Origin of the sequence: Marivita sp. (assembly GCF_048006345.1) — a bacterium.
Lineage (GTDB): Bacteria > Pseudomonadota > Alphaproteobacteria > Rhodobacterales > Rhodobacteraceae > Marivita.
On the sequence record NZ_CP180351.1, the window covers coordinates 3,236,182 to 3,253,289 of the forward strand.

Genomic DNA, 17,108 nt, shown 5'->3' on the forward strand with positions numbered 1-17,108 from the left:
GCTTCACCTGACACGGGTCAAGTTGACGTGTCACGCCCCAACGTCACGTCACGGCCTGTCGTATTCCGCCGCGTGACACCCGGCCCAAAGCCCGGTGGCGAAACAGGCGGTCAGCAGATAGCCCCCCGTCGGCGCATCCCAGTCGAGCATCTCGCCCGCGCAGAATGTGCCGGGCCGATCCTTTAGCATAAGCGTGTCGTCCAGCGCGTCGAAGGACACGCCGCCCGCAGTCGAGATCGCTTCGTCCATCGGGCGCAATCCGGCATGGCGAATGGGGACAGCCTTGATCACCTGCGCCAAGGCGGCTGGATCATGCGGTAAGGGATGCACAAACTCCCGCAGAATGGCCTGCGCCGCAGCGGACAGTTTCAGCACCCGGCGCAGATGGTTCGACAGGCTGGCCTTGCCTTTTGGCTTCGACAGCCGATCCGTGACCGCCTCAAGGCTGAGGTCCGGCAACAGGTCCAAAGTCAGATCAGCCCCTTGGCGCAGCCAAGGAACGAGCGGATAGACCCCGCCCCCCTCCAAACCGCGTTTGGAGATTACGACCTCGCCGCGCGACACCTGATCACCCGCGTGCAGGGCGATGCCCTTCAACGGCGCGCCGAAATGGCGGGTCATATGTGCTGACCAGTCCACCACCAGCCCCACATTTGACGGCTGAAACGGTGCGACCTCGATCCCGTTCGCTGCGAAACGCTCTGCCCATTGCCCGTCCGATCCCAGCCGCGCCCAGCTTGCGCCACCCAGCGCAAAGACCGTCACGCGCGGGGTCAGAACACGCGCGCCCTCGAGCGTTTCGAAATGGTGCATGTTCCGTTCCCAATCGACCCAGCGCCAGCGAGTGTGCCGTTCAAGCCCCAACCCATCCAGTCGCGCCAGCCACGCGCGCAGCAGCGGCGACGCTTTCATCGCGTCGGGAAACAGCCGCCCGGTCGATCCTGTAAAGGTGGTCTGACCCAGACCCTCGGTCCAAGCCTTCACCTCGTCCGGTCCAAACGACTTGAGACAGGCCCGCATGGTTGGATGCAAACCCGCGCCGTAGGAGGCCAGAAACGGTCCGAAGGCCTGCATCTTGGTCAGGTTCAATCCCGACTTCCCAGCCATCAGGAACTTGCGGCCAATCGACGGTTTGGCCTCGACCAGCGTGACCACCCGCCCCGCCGTCAGCAGCGCCTCGGCCGCCATCAGGCCAGCTGGCCCACCGCCGATGACGAGCGCGTCCGTCACTCTTTCGGGGGTGCGTTGCGCAGTTCGACAACGCGGTGGGGATAGGGGATTTCGATATTGTGCTCCTTGAGCGCGTTCCAGATCAGGAACAGCACGTCGGACGCATATTTGTTCTTGCCGTCGTCAATGCCGTTCACCCAGAACTCTACGCCAAAGTCGATGCCGCTGTCACCGAAGCCGCGCAGCTCTACGTCGGGCGGTTCGGGGGATTGCAGCACGCCGGGATGTTTTGAAACGGCGTCTACGATGATGTCGGGCACCAGATTGATGTCGGTGTCATAGCTGACCGAGAACGCCACTTCGAGCCGGTTGGCGCTGCCCTGATCGGAATAGTTGATCACGCGGGTGGTGATGAAATCCTCGTTCGGAACCACGATCCAGCGCCCGTCAAAGGTTTCAAGGATCATCGCCCGTGCTGTGGTTTTGACGATGGTGCCCGCCTCACCGTTGTCCAACTCGACATAGTCGCCAACGGTCGCCTGCCCTTCGAGCAGCAGGATCACACCCGAGATATAGTTCGACGCGATTTTCTGGAGACCGAAGCCGAGACCCACACCAATCGCACCGCCCAGCACGGCGAGCGAGGTAAGCGGCACACCCATGATGTTCATCAGCAGGATAAACGCGAGGCCGAAGATCAGAAGCTCTGCCGCCTTGGCCGCAAGCTGCCGCGTGGCGGGACGCATCTCTTGCTGTTTATTGATGTACGCGGCGGATTGGTCGTTCGACCAGCGCCCGAGCCAGAACAGCAGCGCGCCCGCGATCACACCGCGCAGCAGAGCCATGACCGAGAACGAGATGTTTCCCAGCGAAACAATCGTGTTGTCCAAGCGCTCGGTCAGCAGATCAAGCAGACCAACCGCGTAGAGCGCGACCACGGGCAAAAGCACGTAGCGCCCAAGCAGTTTCAGGAACGGGTCGCTGACGATGTCGCGCACAAGGACGCGCGCGGCGAGGAAGAGGAAGACACCCTTGCCGAAGGCAATCACGGTTCCGGTGCCGAAGATGCTCCGCGTGACCTGCTCGCCAATCGCGGCAAACATATAGGCGAGCACCGGCAACAGCAGCGGAACCGCCATGAGGACCCCGCGCCGCAGCCGGGACAGGAGGGAAATGCTTTCCTCTGGCGGCGTGAGAACCCGTGTCAGGACCGGACGGATGCGTCGCGTCAAAACGACTGCTGCGAAATACGCCAGGATCAGCAAAGCGAATTGAGACCACGCGGCGGGGGACAGGAGCCACCCCAACGCGATCTCGTATCCCTGGATCGCGTAACCGACCGCAGTCTGGACGATCGGTGGTTGCGCCGACAGATCCCAATCCATGACGATTCCCTTGAATTTTCGCCGTTATGTTTCAGCTAGATGCCTTGACCCACGCTTCTGCACAAGCCTCGCGGACCGGAGACAAGCCGCATTGACCGAGACTGACCCGATCTGCCCCCCAATCTGCCCGCTGTGTTTGCGCCCCATTCCGCCGGGGGTGAAGCAAAGCCAGCATCATCTTGTCCCGAAACTGAAGGGTGGCAAAGGCGGGCCGACGATCCTTGTGCATCACATCTGCCATCAGGAAATCCACGCAACCCTGACCGAGGCCGAGTTGGCGCGGGAGTTCAACACGCCCGAGGCGTTGAGGGCGCATCCGAAGCTTGCCGGGTTCTTTGACTGGGTGTCCAAGCGGCCACCCGAGTTTCATGCGCGGGGGCGCAGCAGCCTACGCAAGCAGCGGTCACGGAAGCGCCGGAGATAGGTCAGCCAGTGCGCCCCAATGTTTCGCGCGCGAAACATTGGGGCCGGGTCGGACCCTTTGAGGGTTTTTTAACCATTGCTCCGATGCGTGCGTATACGCGCAAAAAATGCGCTTTTTGTGTTAATTGTTCAAATTTGCATATAACCTATCTTGAGGCTGAGAGACAGACAGGAGCACCACGATGAGTTGGAACCCAGCCCTTGACCCGCATTGCCCCACCGGAGATCAGGTGGACGCCATCGAGACTGTCATCATCCCGCGCGCCCGCGATCTGGGTGGGTTCGAGGTGCGTCGTGCGCTGCCTGCGCCGCGTCGTCAGATGGTTGGGCCGTTCATCTTTTTCGACCAGATGGGGCCTGCCGAGTTTCTGCCGACCAAGGGGCTGGACGTGCGACCCCATCCGCATATCGGGCTGGCGACGATTTCGTACCTCTATCGGGGACGGATGCATCACCGCGACAGTCTGGGCACCGATGCGTGGATCGAACCGGGTGCGGTGAACTGGATGGTGGCGGGACATGGGATCACCCATTCGGAACGCATCGACGACGAAACGCAGACCGATCCGATGCCGTTTTTCGGTATCCAGACATGGGTCGCCTTGCCCAAGGATCACGAGGACCGCGCGCCAGAGTTCGAGCATGCGCCGGTGGGGGCGTTGCCTTTCCTTGAGGGCGAAGGCAAATCCGTTCGGCTTATCCTTGGCGATGCGTGGGGCGAACGTGCTCCGGTCAAGACCGCGTCCGAGATGTTCTATGCCGATGCGGTGCTTGAGGCGGGTGCTGCGATTCCGTTGCCCGACAATCACGAGGATCGCGGGGTTTATGTCGTCGAAGGGTCCGTGACGGTGGCAGGGGAAACCTATGAGGCGGGTCGGATGATGGTGTTCCGTCCGGGAGACAAGCTGTCATTGCAGGCTGGGCCGATGGGCGCGCGGGTGATGCTCTTGGGTGGGGAAACGCTGGAAGGATCGCGGTACATCTGGTGGAACTTCGTGGCGTCTTCACAGGAGCGCATCGAAGAGGCCAAGGAGGCGTGGCGTGCCGGAGATTGGGCGTCCGGGCGGTTCCAGTTACCGCCCGGGGATGATGCGGAGTTCATCCCGTTGCCGGATCGGTAAGACTATTGGATGTCGGCGGGGCAAGAGCCGAAGACCCCCGCCACATCCACTGACATCGCGCACATGATGCCGCCCCAGTGAAAGCCGCGCAGACCTTCGGAGTATTCGATTTCGAACCACTCGTAGCCATCGAAGATGATACCGGTGGCGTTCAAAATCGACACCGGCTCTTCGTAAGCCAACCCGTCAGAGCGCGCGAATTCGGTACCCGGTCCGGTGCGGACATTGCCGCCCAGTGACGCGGCCTTGCTTTGCGCGGCTGTATCCGGTGCGTCGAACCCGGCTTGCAGAATGCAGGGTTTGGGATCCTGATCATCGACAAAGAGCATCACCTCGGCCCCCTTTCCACGCACCAGGAAATGCCCGGCGGGGAGCATGATGTCGTAACCAAAGCCCGACCCCACAGGGACCGGCGCCATTTCAAGCGCTTCACTTTCGAGCATGAGCGTTGCGATGCCATCTGGGCGTGTGGGAATGACGACCTGGATGCTGGGCGAACTGGTGCTGCCTTCATCGCAGGTAAACACGGTGCCGGGGGGCACGTCACCTTCGGCCCAAGACGGGCCAGCCAAAAGTGCTGTGCCTAGCATCAGTAGGATCGGGCGGAACACTGTCATACTGGCCTCCTTGGCACCATCGGTCCCGGACAGCCCCTTAGTTCGCGTTCTTCCGTTCAAAATACACCCGCATCTCTTCGGCCTCGTGCCGGGCATCGCGGAGGCCTTCCATGGCGGCGGCGAGTTCGGCCTCGGTCTGGGCAAGCTGGTTGGTGAGTTCCGCTTCGCGCTGTTGCAAGTAGGTGATCGCCTGATCGCGGGTTTCTTCGGCCTCGTGGAGTTCCTGCGCCATGCGTTCGAGCTGATCCATATCGGCCTGGCTCACACGGGTGAAGCGATGCACAAGCCAGTTGGCAAACCATCCGAGCCCGAATGCCACGAAGAGAATGATCGCTGTCGTGATGACAAACTCAGTTCTGTCCATTGCCGCTGTCCTCTGCGCCGTCGGTTGTTGATGTTTCGTCTGTTGGCGCGGAATCTTCAATGGCTTCGAGCGTTGTTTCCGAGTCTTTCACGGGTTCAGGGCGTCGCAACTTGAATTCGATGCGGCGGTTGGCCTCGCGGCCTTCCTCTGTGTCGTTGCTGGCGATGGGTTGTTCCTCGCCATAGCCACGCACTTCGTAGCTGGCGGTCAAGACGCGGCGCTGGCGCAGAGCGTCGACAACAGCCTGGGCACGGTCCTGGCTGAGTTGCTGGTTCATCACTTCGCGGCCCTGGCTGTCGGTGTGGCCCGCGATCACGAGGGGAATGTCGCCACAGAGCTGCAGCAGCTCTGCGATCTCGTCCATGATGTCCTGGGTCGCGAGATCGAGCGTGGCCGAACCCGGCTCAAACGTGATTTTGCGGTCGCCGATGATCTCGACGATCTGGGCTTCGCATTGTTCGGGTGTGGGGATGCCCAGCAGCGGATCGAGTTTTTCCTGATAGGCGATTTCGATTTCGAAATGTTCGCTGTCTCCGAGCTTTTCGGCCAGAAGCCCCGCGATCTCGGAACTGGCGTTCTGGTTGCCTGTGTTGCCACTGATCGTCAGGGCATCCGGGGTCACCGTCACCGCTCCGTTCGACAGCCGCGACAGGGCTTCGAGACCGGCCAGAACGCGGCTGGACCAGTTTGCGGGCAGGGTGTCATCGACGCGGGCGGTGGTGCGCACGGTGGCAGAGCCAAAGGCGGCGCGGGCAAAGCTGTCGGCTGTGGTGCGGGCGATTTCGCTGTTGATGCGGCCGCGCAATTGCACGTCACCTTCAGGGCTGCGCGTAGCGGTAAATTCGGGAATGCCTTCGGGCGCCGCTTCGGGCGGTGTGGGCAGGGTCGCATTGACCACGAAAACATCCGGCAGGTCTGTTTCAAGCTCTCCGACCACGCGGTCGAACAGTGACTGATCGGTGCCTTCCAACGCAAAAAGCGTGACATCGGCATCGGCAAACGTGATGCTGCCGCCGCCAAGGGCGTCGATGGCGCGAATGCCCATTGCCGTGGCGGCCCCCCATTCGTTTGTCGGGGTTCCAAGGCCCAGACGGCAGTCGAGTTTACCCTCCACACCGACCGAGGCCGCCGCCTTGACGATCTCATCCCGATCTTCTTCGGTCGGGGCCGCACAGGCGTCGAACCGCACGCCGTCGCCATCCTTGATAAACCGAAGCGTAAACGGGGAAATGACCGGGCGGGGTGCGCTGATGTTCAGGGCAAGCCGGATCTCATCGCCAGCCCGACGGGCAAGATCGGCCTCGACCCTGCGGCGGGCGTCTTCGCTTTCGACAGCGCCCTTGATGGTCACGCGTCCTGCCTCGACCGAAATCTTGGAGCGGTCGAGCACCCGCAGCACCGACACCGCATAGTCCATCGCATCCTCCAACCCATCGGGCACGGGATATTCCGCGACTTCGAGAAGGTCGGATACAGGGACATCAGGCACCGCGCGTGTGATCTCGGCGACCAGGAGTTCCCGATCAACAGATGCGGGCAGGAGCCCGATCATCGACAGGCCGTCGTCGCTGCGCAAGAGTTCGACAGAAAAGCGCGGAGGGGCGATGCCGTCGCGGTCGACGATGTCGATCTGGTCGATGACCCGAGCAGAGTCTACCACACGTCCAGCGGCGCTGAGCGCCTGAAACCGCGCGGCCTCGGTGGGGGCTGTTCCGATCAGGAAGACCAACAGCCCGTCCGTGTCCACATCCGCCCATGTCAGCGCGTCGCGGTCAAGCTCTGTGCGCACTGCCCTTTCCGAGCTTTCCTCAACGGCCCCTGCCGCCACCCACGCCGCCCCGATGCTAAGGACTGCTGCAGTGGCGAAGGCACCGAAGAGTGTGAAGACAGAAGACAGGCGCATCAACGTTCCGCGTCAGTTGAGGTTGGCAAAGCGATACGCTGCAGCGCCCCGGATGGCAATCACGCGAAAAGGGCAGCGGCGAAAAACAGCACAGGGATCAGCCCGGCATCGCGGTTCGACCGGAAGAGGTGCAGAAGGCGGTCCATGTCGTCGAGCTTGAGCCGGCGCATCTGCCACATCATGTGCCAGCCCATCGCCCATGGCCCGCCCAGCGCGATCACGAGCGCCAAGATCTCACCGCGCGGAGCGGCAAGGATGATGGCGTAACCCATCAAGGCGACGGTCAGGACAAGGAACCATGCGAGGTATTTCGGGGTCGCCTCTCCGAAAAGCCGCGCGGTCGATTTCACCCCGATCAGCGCGTCATCTTCGGTGTCCTGATGCGCATAGATCGTGTCATAGAAAAGCGTCCAGGCCATGCCTGCCACATACAGGAACACGGCGGGCCATTGGAGCTGTCCTGTATGCGCTGTCCATGCCAGCAACGCACCCCAGTTGAAGGCGATGCCCAGGAACACCTGAGGCCACCATGTGAACCGCTTTGCAAAGGGATAGATCGCCACAGGCACAAGCGCGATGATGCCAAGAAGGATCGCCTGAATGGGAAAGGTGATCAGGATGCAGAACGCGATAAGCGACTGAACCACCGCCCAGGCCAATGCCTGTTTCACCGTCACCTGACCGGAGGGAATCGGCCGCGATGCAGTACGGGCGACAGAGCCGTCAAAGTCGCGGTCGGTGATGTCGTTCCACGTGCAGCCTGCTCCGCGCATGAGGAACGCGCCGATACCGCAGCCAAAGATGATCCACGCATCAAAGAGCCGCGTCTCCCCGGTGTAGAGCATGGCAAGAAGCGTGCCCCAGACGCAGGGCAGATACAGCAGCCATGTGCCGATGGGTCTGTCCGCACGGCTGAGCCGGAGATAAGGGCGCGTCCACGCAGGGGCGAGCGTGTCGACCCAATTGCCCGTGACGGCATCGGCGACCTGACCGCTCTGGTCTGGTGAAATCTGCGGTCCGGGCATATGTGTTGCTCCATGAGTTCGAATACGCGCGCGAAAGTCAGGCTTTTTGTAGAGCAGCCGCTTGGGGCGGTACAACCGGTTCCTCTGACGCGGGAGCAGGCGCATTACCTGTTTGGCGTGATGCGGATGGACGTTGGCGATCTTGTTGCGCTCTTCAATGGCCGTGATGGCGAGTGGCAGGCCGAGGTGGCCGAGGCAGGCAAACGCGGCGGCATCCTTGTATGCCGCGAGCAGTCGCAGCCGCAGGTGATGCCGCCGGACCTGTGGCTGCTGTTTGCACCGATCAAGAAGGCGCGCACTGATTTCATCGTGGAAAAGGCGGTGGAGATGGGCGTGCGGCGGGTGATCCCGGTGCAGACCGCCCACACCAATTCCGAACGCATCCGGCAGGACCGGCTGCAGGCCCACGCGGTCGAAGCGGCAGAGCAATGTGGCGGAGTGTTTGTGCCCGAGGTGGCGGATCTTGCGCGGTTGGATCGGGTGTTGGGCAAGTGGGATGCTGAGCGGCGCATTGCGTTCTGCGACGAGGCGCTGGCCGGGGAAAGTGGGCGTTTGCCGGATGCCCCCGGGCCATGGGCGATCCTGATCGGGCCGGAGGGCGGGTTTTCCGAGGACGAACGCAAACGGTTGCGGGGGATGGACTGCGCCAGCCCGATCAGCCTTGGGCCGCGCATCCTGCGGGCCGATACGGCTGCAGTGGCGGCGCTGACCCTGTGGCAGAGCAGTCTGGGGGATTGGGCGTGACGGATTTTCGGTCGACCGAAAATCGCACGTCCCTTGACGGATGTGCCGCACCGGGTGGCCCGCGATGAGCTTTATCCGCCCCGAAATACGCGCCGAGATCCTGCGCTGGCGCGAAGCGCTGGTGGGGGCGGCGATCCTGCTGCTTGGGCTCTATTGGGTTGTGGGCGTCACGCCCGGCCTGCTCACGTGGATCGGCTATCTCGCGCTGTTTCTGGGGGCGGCGCTGTTCTTTGCCGGGTTGCAACGCGGGCGCGCGCGGATGGGTGGCGGCGGGCCGGGCGTTGTGCAGGTGGTGGAACGGCGCATCGGGTATTTCGGGCCGCTGAATGGTGGGTTGGTCGATCTGGATGCCATCACGTCGCTGAGCCTCGATCCGACCGAGCATCCGCGCCACTGGGTCATCACCCATGAAGGCGGGCCAGCACTGCACATTCCCGTGAACGCCGAAGGGGCCGACGTCTTGTTTGACACCTTTGCCAGCCTTCCCGGCCTCAGTCCGGGCCGTGTCGCATCGACCTTGAAACACGAGGCCACCGGACCAATTGTGCTGTGGCGCAGGCCAGACCTTGAGAAACGCATTGCGCGCCTGCATTGACAGCCCCGAAAATTAAGCCCAAGGCTGACCCCGATTGAAGAACAGACAGACCGGAGACGCGCCATGTCCATCCCACAGTCCGGTGGCGGGCCCATCGAACATCACGACCAGTTGGCGGAATACCTGGCTTCTGGCTGCAAGCCCAAGGAAGACTGGCGCATTGGCACCGAACACGAAAAGTTCGGCTATTGCAAAGACAGCCTGAAGCCCCTGCCTTACGAAGGTGAGCGGTCGATCCTTGCCGTATTGCAGGGTCTGCGCGACGCGCACGGCTGGCAACCGGTCGTGGAGGGGGGCAACCTGATCGGGCTGGTGAAGGACGGTGCGAACATCTCGCTTGAACCCGGTGGACAGCTGGAATTGTCGGGGGCACCGCTCGAGACAATCCACCAGACCTGCGACGAGGTGAACGACCATCTGCGCGACGTAAAGGACATCGCCGACAAGATCGGTGTCGGGTTCATCGGTCTCGGTGCCGCGCCGATCTGGCGGCACGAGGACATGCCGCTGATGCCCAAGGGCCGCTACAAGCTGATGGACAGCTACATGTCGACCGTCGGCACCGCTGGCACGACCATGATGCGGCGGACCTGCACGGTTCAGGTGAACCTCGATTTCTCGTCCGAGGCGGACATGGTGCAGAAAATGCGCGTGGCGCTGGCATTGCAGCCGGTGGCGAATGCGCTGTTTGCCACATCACCGTTTTTCGAAGGCAAGCTGAACGGTCACAAAAGCTGGCGCGGGCGGGTCTGGCGGCATCTGGACGATGCGCGCACCGGAATGCTGCCCTTCGTGTTCGAAGACGGGTTCGGCTTCGAGGCGTGGGTGCAATACGCGCTCGATGTGCCGATGTATTTCGTCTACCGCGATGGCGTGTACCACAATGCGCTGGGGCAGTCGTTCCGCGACTTCCTCAAGGGCGAATTGCCCGCGCTGCCGGGTGAGACGCCGACACTGTCGGATTGGGCGGATCACCTGACGACGATCTTCCCCGAAGCGCGGGTGAAGAAATATATCGAGATGCGCGGTGCGGATGGCGGTCCTTGGCGGCGGCTTTGTGCTCTGCCGGCCTTCTGGGTTGGACTGACCTATGATCAGTCGGCGCTGGATGCGGCGTGGGATCTGGTCAAAAACTGGGATGCCGAGACACGCGAGGGGCTGCGTGTGGCCGCGTCGGTGGACGGGCTGCAGGCCGAGGTGAACGGGATCAAGATGCACGATCTGGCGCGTGAAGCCTTGAAGATTTCGGAGGCCGGGCTGGTGGCCCGCGCCCGCCCCGGTGCGGGTGGTCTGGTGCCTGACGAGACCCATTTTCTGAACGCGCTCAAGGAAAGCGTCGAAACCGGCAAAACGCTCGCCGACGAATTTATCGACCATTACAATGGCGACTGGAACGGCGATATCAGCCGGATTTATCGCGAATACAGCTACTGAGGCGCGGCCCCTCTTCGAAGGGCGCGCCCGGCTTTCCGAAAAGCCGGGCGCCCTTGATCAGTAGCCGATCGCGCAGCCGTCCTTACGTGGGTCAGACGCGCCTTCGAGCACACCGTTTTCGTGAATCAGGATGGCCTGTGCGCCACCGATGCCGACAGGTGGCACAGAGACGCTGTGACCCAGATCGGCCAGCCCCTGATGCACAGCATCGGAGTACCCCTTCTCGACCTTCATGTCGCCGTATTCGGTGAAGCAACGCGGGGCATCGATTGCCGCTTGTGGGTCCATCCCGTAATCGACCACGTTGGTGGTAAAGCGTGAGTGCCCGGTCGACTGGTACTGCCCGCCCATCACGCCAAACGGCATCAGCAGCTTGCCGTTCTTCCGCAGCATCGCCGGGATGATCGTGTGCATGGGGCGTTTGCCGCCATTGGCCTCGTTCGGATGGCCCTCTTCCAGAGTGAACCCCGCGCCACGGTTTTGGAACAGCACGCCGAATTTGTCGGATGCCACGCCCGAGCCGAAATCCTTGAACACCGAGTAGATCAACGACACCGCCATGCGGTCTTTGTCGATCACGGTCAGATAGATCGTTTCCTTGTGGACCGCCTCAGTCAGCGGTCGCGCGCTTGGCATGGCGCGCTTGGGGTCGATCAGGGCCGCCAGTTTTTCGCCGGTTTTAGGGTCCAGCATATGCGCAAGGCGCGTCATGTGGTCCATGTCGCTCAGGAAGCGGTCGCGGGCATCATAGGCCAGCTTGGTCGCTTCGGCTTCGATATGCGCGCGTTCAAGGCCGAACGGGTCCATCGACGGCAGATCGAACTGCGCAAGGATGTTGTTCAGCAGGATCGCCGTAGCGCCCTGCCCGTTCGGCGGATGTTCGACCAGTTCGATCTCTTTGTAGGTGCCGCTGATCGGGGTCGTGTAATCGCTGCGGGTGTTGGCGAAATCCTCTAGCGTATGCACACCACCAATGGCGCGCAGCGAGGAGACCATGTCCTCGGCGACCTCGCCTTCGTAAAAGCCCTTGCGGCCCTCAGCGGCGACGCGGCGCAGCGTTTCGGCCATCATCGGATGACGGAACAGATGCCCGACCTGCGGCGGCTTGCCACCGTGGGTGAAGAATTGGCGGGCCGCACCATGCAGGTTGTCATGGTGGTTGGCCCAGTCGAACCCGGCGCGCGGGGCGACCGGGACGCCTTCTTCGGCATAGTGAATCGTAGGCGCAAGAACGGCATCAAGTCCAAGCCGCCCGTAATCCTCGGACAGGCGGCAGAACGCATCCATCGCGCCGGGAATGGTGACGGGTTCAGGTCGCCCGAAGAGCGGCATCTTGTCGAGACCGGAGGCGCGCAGGTCCGCACCCGACAGCGCTGCCGGTGCCCGACCGGATCCGTTGAGGCAGATGATGTCCTCGGTCCCGGCCGGTTTGACCATGACAAAGCAATCGCCGCCGATCCCGGTCATCGCCGGTTCGCACAGTCCCAGAAGAACAGCGCCCGCAATCGCGGCATCGACTGCATTGCCGCCCTGCTTCAGGATGTCGATTGCGGTTTGCGAGGCCAATGGGTGCGATGTGGCGCACATACCGTTTGCTGCCATCACCGCAGAGCGGCCTGGCATGTGGAAATCACGCATGTAAGTTGTCCCTCCGTTTTGCCGCGTAAGATAGGCGGACGCAGGGGCGCGTCAATCCGATGATGCAAAGGGGGAAGGAAGTACCTCGACGCCGCACACTGGGTGGGGGCTGTTAACGGCGCGACGTCGAGGTGAAGCTTTGTGCAGCTACCCTTGCTGTATGCCGTTCAACCAAGGCCACAATTCGGAACGATTGCGACCATTCCTTGGCATCGTTTCTCAAAAACTCTTCAAATTACCTTTAATTTTAAGACTATTTCCGCCTTGGTGACAATCTTTGGAAACACGGCCAAACTGGGGCGGGCCAGACGGCTTCAGCGCAGATCAAAATGCAAGGAAAGCTGGTTCGAGTCGGCGTGCCGTTGATATTCCAATGTCGAAACGAGAGAGCGAATCAACAACCAGCCGTATCCACCCTCGCTCAGCGCCTCTGGCTCGGGCGCGTGTCCTGCCGGGAGCGACAGGTTGGGAAACGCGCATCCCCAGTCGATCAGGTCTATCCTCAGGCTCTGACCGGACAGAGAGATGCGCAGCGCCAAAGCACCGAAACCCAGACCGGAATAGGCGTGCTCTACGATATTGTTGACGGCTTCTGCCAAAACGATCTGGACATCATCGCCGAGGGACGCGGCTTTTGAGCCCGACAAGGCATTGATACACGCACGCAGAACATCCGGCGTTGCCACGTTCAACGCGGGCAGGCAGAGCGCGAGTAGAATCGGTGAGTCAGGTTTTTTCGCAGGCAACGGCCCGATCCGCGTCTGCGTGGATCGCAAAGATCGTGTCCATGCGCGTGAGTCGGAACACCTTGTCGACGATGGGTTGCAGCGCCGCGAGTTCGAGCGTCTGCCCAGGGCGCAATTGCTTCATCGACGCGACAACGGCACCCAATCCGCTTGAGTCGATAAAGGTGACGTGCTGCAAATCCAGAATGAACCGGCCTTCGTCTTTTCCGGTGGTCGACCGCATCTCTTCCTTGAAGTGCAGCGCGGTGGGCGCGTCGATGCGCGTGGCGTTCACGCGGATAAGCGTGGCAGCAGCGTGGTGTTCAACGATCAGTTCCATGGAGCCTCGGCATTTGATGTGCCGGGCACCCTAGACGCCAATCCTTACCATCCGGTATGCAAGGCCAAAGAGATGACACCGGGGAGAGATCACATGGCTGAGGTTGTAATCGCCGGGGCTGCGCGCACCGCGATGGGGGGCTTTCAGGGAGCGTTTTCCGAACTGTCCGCTGTTGATCTGGGCGGCGCCGCCATCCGAGCCGCTTTGCAGCAGGCCGGTACCCCGGATGTTGACGAAGTGCTGATGGGCTGTGTTCTGCCCGCTGGTCAGGGGCAGGCCCCGGCACGGCAGGCGGGCTTTGCCGCCGGTCTGGGCGAAGAGGTGCCAGCAACCACGCTCAACAAGATGTGCGGGTCCGGCATGAAAGCGGCGATGATGGCCTTCGACGCCATCGCCCTGGGCCGTGCCACCACCATCGTGGCGGGTGGGATGGAGTCGATGACCAATGCGCCCTACCTGTTGCCCAAGATGCGCGGCGGGGCGCGGATCGGCCACGGTCAGGTGATTGATCACATGTTCCTCGACGGTCTGGAAGACGCCTATGACAAGGGCCGCCTGATGGGCACCTTTGCCGAAGACTGCGCCGAGGCGTTCCAGTTCACCCGTGAGGCGCAGGATGAATATGCGTTGCGATCGCTGTCGAATGCGCTCGACGCACAGACATCCGGCGCTTTCGAGCATGAGATCACGCAGGTCACCATCTCGACCCGCAAGGGCGAGGTGATCGTGTCCGAAGACGAACAGCCCGGCAATGCGCGGCCCGAAAAGATCCCGACATTGAAACCTGCATTCCGCAAGGACGGCACCGTGACGCCTGCCAACAGCTCGTCCATCTCGGACGGCGCGGCGGCGCTGGTTCTGACAACGGCAGAGGCCGCAGGCGACAGGGCCCGCGCCCGGATCGCGGGTCACGCAAGCCATGCACAGGCCCCCGGTCTGTTCACCACAGCGCCGGTCCCTGCCGCGCAGAAGCTGCTGGACCAGATTGGCTGGAGCAAGGACGATGTGGATCTCTGGGAGGTGAACGAAGCCTTCGCCGTGGTGCCGATGGCGTTCATGCATGAAATGGGGCTGAGCCGCGACATCGTGAACGTGAATGGAGGTGCCTGTGCCCTAGGCCATCCCATCGGCGCCTCGGGCGCGCGGATCATGGTGACGCTTCTCAACGCGCTGGAAAAGCGTGGGCTGAAGCGCGGTGTGGCTGCGATCTGCATCGGCGGTGGCGAAGGCACTGCCATCGCAATTGAACGCATCTAGGTTTCCTTGGGCTCCAAATACCTCGGGGGTGTGGGGGCTGGCCCCCACAAATATCACATGGCCGATTACACGACGCTTGCCAAAACCATTGCCGCGCTGACCGAAGGCGAAACCGATGCGGTCAGCCTGATGGCCACTGTCGCCTGCGAGGTACATCACGCCGATGACCGCTTCGACTGGACGGGCTTTTACCGTGTGGCCGGGCCGGAGCTGCTCAAGATCGGGCCGTATCAAGGCGGGCATGGCTGCCTGACCATCCCATTCTCGCGCGGGGTCTGCGGCGCTGCGGCCCGCACCGGAGAGGTTCAGTTGGTTCCCGATGTGGACGCGTTCCCGGGCCACATCGCTTGTGCCTCCTCAACCCGGTCGGAACTGGTCTTGCCAGTCTGGAACGGCAAGGGGCGTTTGCTGGGGGTTTTTGATATCGACAGCGACCAGCCGGATGCATTTACGCAAACGGATGCAGAGGCACTGGAAGCTATCCTTGGGTCGACATTTGCGACCGTTCCTTAGGTTTACGCAATGCCGATGAAGGACAGGATGGCAATGACGATGACGATAAGTCCGACAAGGTAGATGATGCGGTTCATGGGGTGGTCCTTGAGTTGAGTTGATACCAGACCAGCCAGCCGACCCCGGATTTGGTTCCATCCGTCCAAATTGTAGAAATTTGGCGACCGTGTCGCCATGGTGAAAATTTCTTTTGAATTTTCATCAAACCGTGCCATGAAATTCCGGACGGAATTTTCATGGGCGAGTCGTGCAGCACGATCCTGTTCTTCACAGCAAGACGCTAGGCGCGGACATTCGGGCGCTGCGCAAGGCGCGTGGGCTGACGCTGCAGGACATTGCGGATCGGTTGGGGCGGTCTGTTGGCTGGGTCAGCCAGATCGAACGCGATCTTTCCGCGCCGTCGGTCACCGATCTGCGCCATATCGCCAAGCTGTTTGATGTTCCCGTTTCGCTCCTGTTCGGAACACCACAGGCCGCAGCGGACGAGGCCGGGTATGTCGTGCGCGCCGGTGCGCGACGTCCCATCGGCAGCGGCGACAGCGGGCTGGTGGAAGAACTGCTCTCGCCCGACCTGTCCGACGATTTCGAGGTGGTGCATTCCACCTTTCAGCCACACAGCCGCATTGGCGAGGTCGTCACCCGGCCCACGCAGGAGGTGGGCTATATCCTTTCGGGCAAGCTCGACCTCATCATCTGCGACCGACGCTTCACCCTGACCCCTGGCGACAGTTTCCGGATCAAGGCGGAACCGTTCGAATGGATCAACCCCTATGATGACCCCGCCGTGGTGATCTGGGTCATCGCGCCTCCGGTGTATTGATGAGCGACGCATCCCCCTCCGGCCCGGTGTCCCTGACAGGAAGCTGCCTCTGCGGCGCGGTCACCTATACCGCCCATGGCGCAGCGGGCGCGCCTGCGGCCTGTCATTGCACGCAGTGCCGCAAGCAGTCGGGGCATGTCTGGGCGTCCTCCTACGTGCCCGACGGCACCCTTGAAATCAGGGGCGAGGTGCGCTGGTACCAGTCCTCCGAGAAAGCCCGGCGCGGATTTTGTCCCACATGCGGATCGGCGCTGTTCTGGGATCATGAGGATGATCCGTTTATCTGTTTCTCCACCGGTTCTATCGACGGGCCAACCGGCCTGACCCTGCGCGGACACATCCACACCAAGACCAAGGGCGACTACTACGCCATCAACCCCAACGATCCGCAGCGCGAGGATTGACCGATGTTTGACCTCGCCCTTTCCATTCCGCTTTGGACCTACGTCACCTTCATGGGCGCGGCGCTGGTGCTCTACATCACCCCCGGTGCGGACATGATGTTCACGCTGGCCAGCGGTATGCGCGGCGGCGCGCGGTCGGGAATGGCGGCGGCAGCGGGAATCGGATTGGGGGTCATGGGGCACGTGGTGATCGCGGCGGCAGGTCTGGCCGTGCTGCTGGTCACCTATCCCATCGCCTATGACGGATTGCGCTATGCGGGGGCAGCATATCTGCTCTGGCTGGCCTACCACACATGGACCGACACGTCCGACCCCGCCCGTCGCGAAGGGCGCAGCGACACGTGGCGCGCGTTCCGGCGGGGGTTTCTGACCAACATCCTGAACCCGAAGGTCGGCCTCTTCGTGCTCGCCTTCCTGCCGCAATTCGCCGATCCAGCCATCGGCCCTGTCTGGCAACAGATCCTGATCCTCGGCACGCTTCTCGCGTTCGGGGAACTTGCCGTCTACTGCGTGCTCGGCGGGTTTGCCGGCCTCGCCGCAGCCCGCATCCAGCGCGCGTCTGGCTGGCTGGGCAAACTATCCGCAATTGTCTTTGGCGGGCTCGCGCTGCGCCTTGCCTGGAACTGAGGA

20 protein-coding genes are annotated in these 17,108 nt (G+C 62.2%); 10 read left to right on the top strand and 10 right to left on the bottom strand.

Annotated features, from left to right (window positions below):
• Window positions 1-48: 48 nt before the first annotated feature.
• Window positions 49-1,230 (bottom strand): TIGR03862 family flavoprotein, encoded by a 1,182-nt coding sequence (locus ACMVPR_RS15835; protein ID WP_416883660.1) that lies wholly within the window; start codon window positions 1,228-1,230, stop codon window positions 49-51.
• A complete protein-coding gene (locus ACMVPR_RS15840; RefSeq protein ID WP_416883661.1) occupies window positions 1,227-2,555 on the bottom strand; it encodes a mechanosensitive ion channel family protein in 1,329 nt (442 codons plus the stop codon). The genes ACMVPR_RS15835 and ACMVPR_RS15840 overlap by 4 nt, the downstream gene beginning before the upstream one ends.
• 109 nt (window positions 2,556-2,664) lie before the next feature.
• Between ACMVPR_RS15840 and ACMVPR_RS15845 the strand changes: the two genes are divergently transcribed.
• Window positions 2,665-2,979: an HNH endonuclease gene (locus tag ACMVPR_RS15845; protein WP_416884670.1), complete on the top strand. Its 315-nt coding sequence runs from the start codon at window positions 2,665-2,667 to the stop codon at window positions 2,977-2,979.
• 181 nt (window positions 2,980-3,160) lie between these two features.
• Window positions 3,161-4,099, top strand: a complete 939-nt coding sequence (locus ACMVPR_RS15850) for a pirin family protein (RefSeq protein WP_416883662.1) — start codon at window positions 3,161-3,163, stop codon at window positions 4,097-4,099.
• A 2-nt stretch (window positions 4,100-4,101) separates the two neighbouring features.
• Here the strand turns inward: ACMVPR_RS15850 and ACMVPR_RS15855 are convergent, their stop codons facing one another.
• Genes ACMVPR_RS15855 through ubiA form a run of 4 tightly spaced genes read right to left on the bottom strand, consistent with a single transcriptional unit; the run spans window position 4,102 to window position 8,008 of the window.
• Window positions 4,102-4,716 carry a hypothetical protein gene (locus ACMVPR_RS15855; RefSeq protein ID WP_416883663.1) on the bottom strand — a complete coding sequence of 205 codons (615 nt, stop codon included), beginning with the start codon at window positions 4,714-4,716 and terminating at the stop codon, window positions 4,102-4,104.
• Window positions 4,717-4,753: 37 nt separating this feature from the next.
• A complete protein-coding gene (locus ACMVPR_RS15860) occupies window positions 4,754-5,080 on the bottom strand; it encodes a hypothetical protein (RefSeq protein WP_416883664.1) in 327 nt (108 codons plus the stop codon).
• On the bottom strand, window positions 5,067-6,983 hold the full coding sequence (locus ACMVPR_RS15865) for an OmpA family protein (protein WP_416883665.1): 1,917 nt from the start codon (window positions 6,981-6,983) through the stop codon (window positions 5,067-5,069). Before ACMVPR_RS15865 ends, ACMVPR_RS15860 begins: the two co-directional genes overlap by 14 nt.
• Before the next feature lie 59 nt (window positions 6,984-7,042).
• Entirely contained in the window at window positions 7,043-8,008 is a 966-nt protein-coding gene (gene ubiA, locus ACMVPR_RS15870) for a 4-hydroxybenzoate octaprenyltransferase (protein ID WP_416883666.1), read from the bottom strand.
• A gap of 12 nt (window positions 8,009-8,020) precedes the next feature.
• Here ubiA and ACMVPR_RS15875 point away from each other — a divergent pair, with 12 nt between their 5' ends.
• From ACMVPR_RS15875 to ACMVPR_RS15885, 3 genes are all read left to right on the top strand, one after another.
• Window positions 8,021-8,752, top strand: coding sequence for a 16S rRNA (uracil(1498)-N(3))-methyltransferase (locus ACMVPR_RS15875; RefSeq protein ID WP_416883667.1), 732 nt, complete (start codon window positions 8,021-8,023; stop codon window positions 8,750-8,752).
• A 64-nt stretch (window positions 8,753-8,816) separates the two neighbouring features.
• Window positions 8,817-9,347 (top strand): hypothetical protein, encoded by a 531-nt coding sequence (locus tag ACMVPR_RS15880; RefSeq protein ID WP_416883668.1) that lies wholly within the window; start codon window positions 8,817-8,819, stop codon window positions 9,345-9,347.
• Between the two features lie 63 nt (window positions 9,348-9,410).
• Window positions 9,411-10,781: a glutamate--cysteine ligase gene (locus ACMVPR_RS15885; RefSeq protein ID WP_416883669.1), complete on the top strand. Its 1,371-nt coding sequence runs from the start codon at window positions 9,411-9,413 to the stop codon at window positions 10,779-10,781.
• Between the two features lie 57 nt (window positions 10,782-10,838).
• On the opposite strand, the gene ACMVPR_RS15890 is transcribed toward ACMVPR_RS15885, so the two are convergent.
• The 3 genes from ACMVPR_RS15890 to ACMVPR_RS15900 all read right to left on the bottom strand — a co-directional run bounded on the left by ACMVPR_RS15890 (window position 10,839) and on the right by ACMVPR_RS15900 (window position 13,484).
• Window positions 10,839-12,419 (bottom strand): gamma-glutamyltransferase family protein, encoded by a 1,581-nt coding sequence (locus tag ACMVPR_RS15890; RefSeq protein ID WP_416883670.1) that lies wholly within the window; start codon window positions 12,417-12,419, stop codon window positions 10,839-10,841.
• A gap of 314 nt (window positions 12,420-12,733) precedes the next feature.
• A complete protein-coding gene (locus ACMVPR_RS15895) occupies window positions 12,734-13,165 on the bottom strand; it encodes an ATP-binding protein (RefSeq protein ID WP_416883671.1) in 432 nt (143 codons plus the stop codon).
• A complete protein-coding gene (locus ACMVPR_RS15900) occupies window positions 13,146-13,484 on the bottom strand; it encodes an STAS domain-containing protein (protein WP_300584507.1) in 339 nt (112 codons plus the stop codon). The genes ACMVPR_RS15895 and ACMVPR_RS15900 overlap by 20 nt, the downstream gene beginning before the upstream one ends.
• A gap of 93 nt (window positions 13,485-13,577) precedes the next feature.
• Here ACMVPR_RS15900 and ACMVPR_RS15905 point away from each other — a divergent pair, with 93 nt between their 5' ends.
• Together ACMVPR_RS15905 and ACMVPR_RS15910 are read left to right on the top strand one after the other, a co-directional pair.
• Window positions 13,578-14,741, top strand: coding sequence for a thiolase family protein (locus ACMVPR_RS15905; RefSeq protein WP_416883672.1), 1,164 nt, complete (start codon window positions 13,578-13,580; stop codon window positions 14,739-14,741).
• Between the two features lie 57 nt (window positions 14,742-14,798).
• On the top strand, window positions 14,799-15,254 hold the full coding sequence (locus ACMVPR_RS15910) for a GAF domain-containing protein (RefSeq protein ID WP_416883673.1): 456 nt from the start codon (window positions 14,799-14,801) through the stop codon (window positions 15,252-15,254).
• Window positions 15,255-15,256: 2 nt separating this feature from the next.
• Here ACMVPR_RS15910 and ACMVPR_RS15915 read toward each other — a convergent pair whose 3' ends face one another.
• A complete protein-coding gene (locus ACMVPR_RS15915) occupies window positions 15,257-15,430 on the bottom strand; it encodes a hypothetical protein (protein ID WP_416883674.1) in 174 nt (57 codons plus the stop codon).
• Between the two features lie 71 nt (window positions 15,431-15,501).
• Between ACMVPR_RS15915 and ACMVPR_RS15920 the strand changes: the two genes are divergently transcribed.
• From ACMVPR_RS15920 to ACMVPR_RS15930, 3 genes are read left to right on the top strand one after another with little or no spacing between them, the layout of a single operon-like run.
• Complete coding sequence (locus ACMVPR_RS15920; RefSeq protein ID WP_416883675.1) at window positions 15,502-16,074, top strand: helix-turn-helix domain-containing protein; 573 nt, start codon at window positions 15,502-15,504, stop codon at window positions 16,072-16,074.
• Complete coding sequence (locus tag ACMVPR_RS15925; protein WP_416883676.1) at window positions 16,074-16,478, top strand: GFA family protein; 405 nt, start codon at window positions 16,074-16,076, stop codon at window positions 16,476-16,478. Before ACMVPR_RS15920 ends, ACMVPR_RS15925 begins: the two co-directional genes overlap by 1 nt.
• 3 nt (window positions 16,479-16,481) lie before the next feature.
• The gene (locus ACMVPR_RS15930) at window positions 16,482-17,105 is read left to right on the top strand and encodes a LysE family translocator (RefSeq protein ID WP_416883677.1); all 624 of its coding nucleotides are present in this window, start codon (window positions 16,482-16,484) and stop codon (window positions 17,103-17,105) included.
• Window positions 17,106-17,108: the final 3 nt, after the last annotated feature.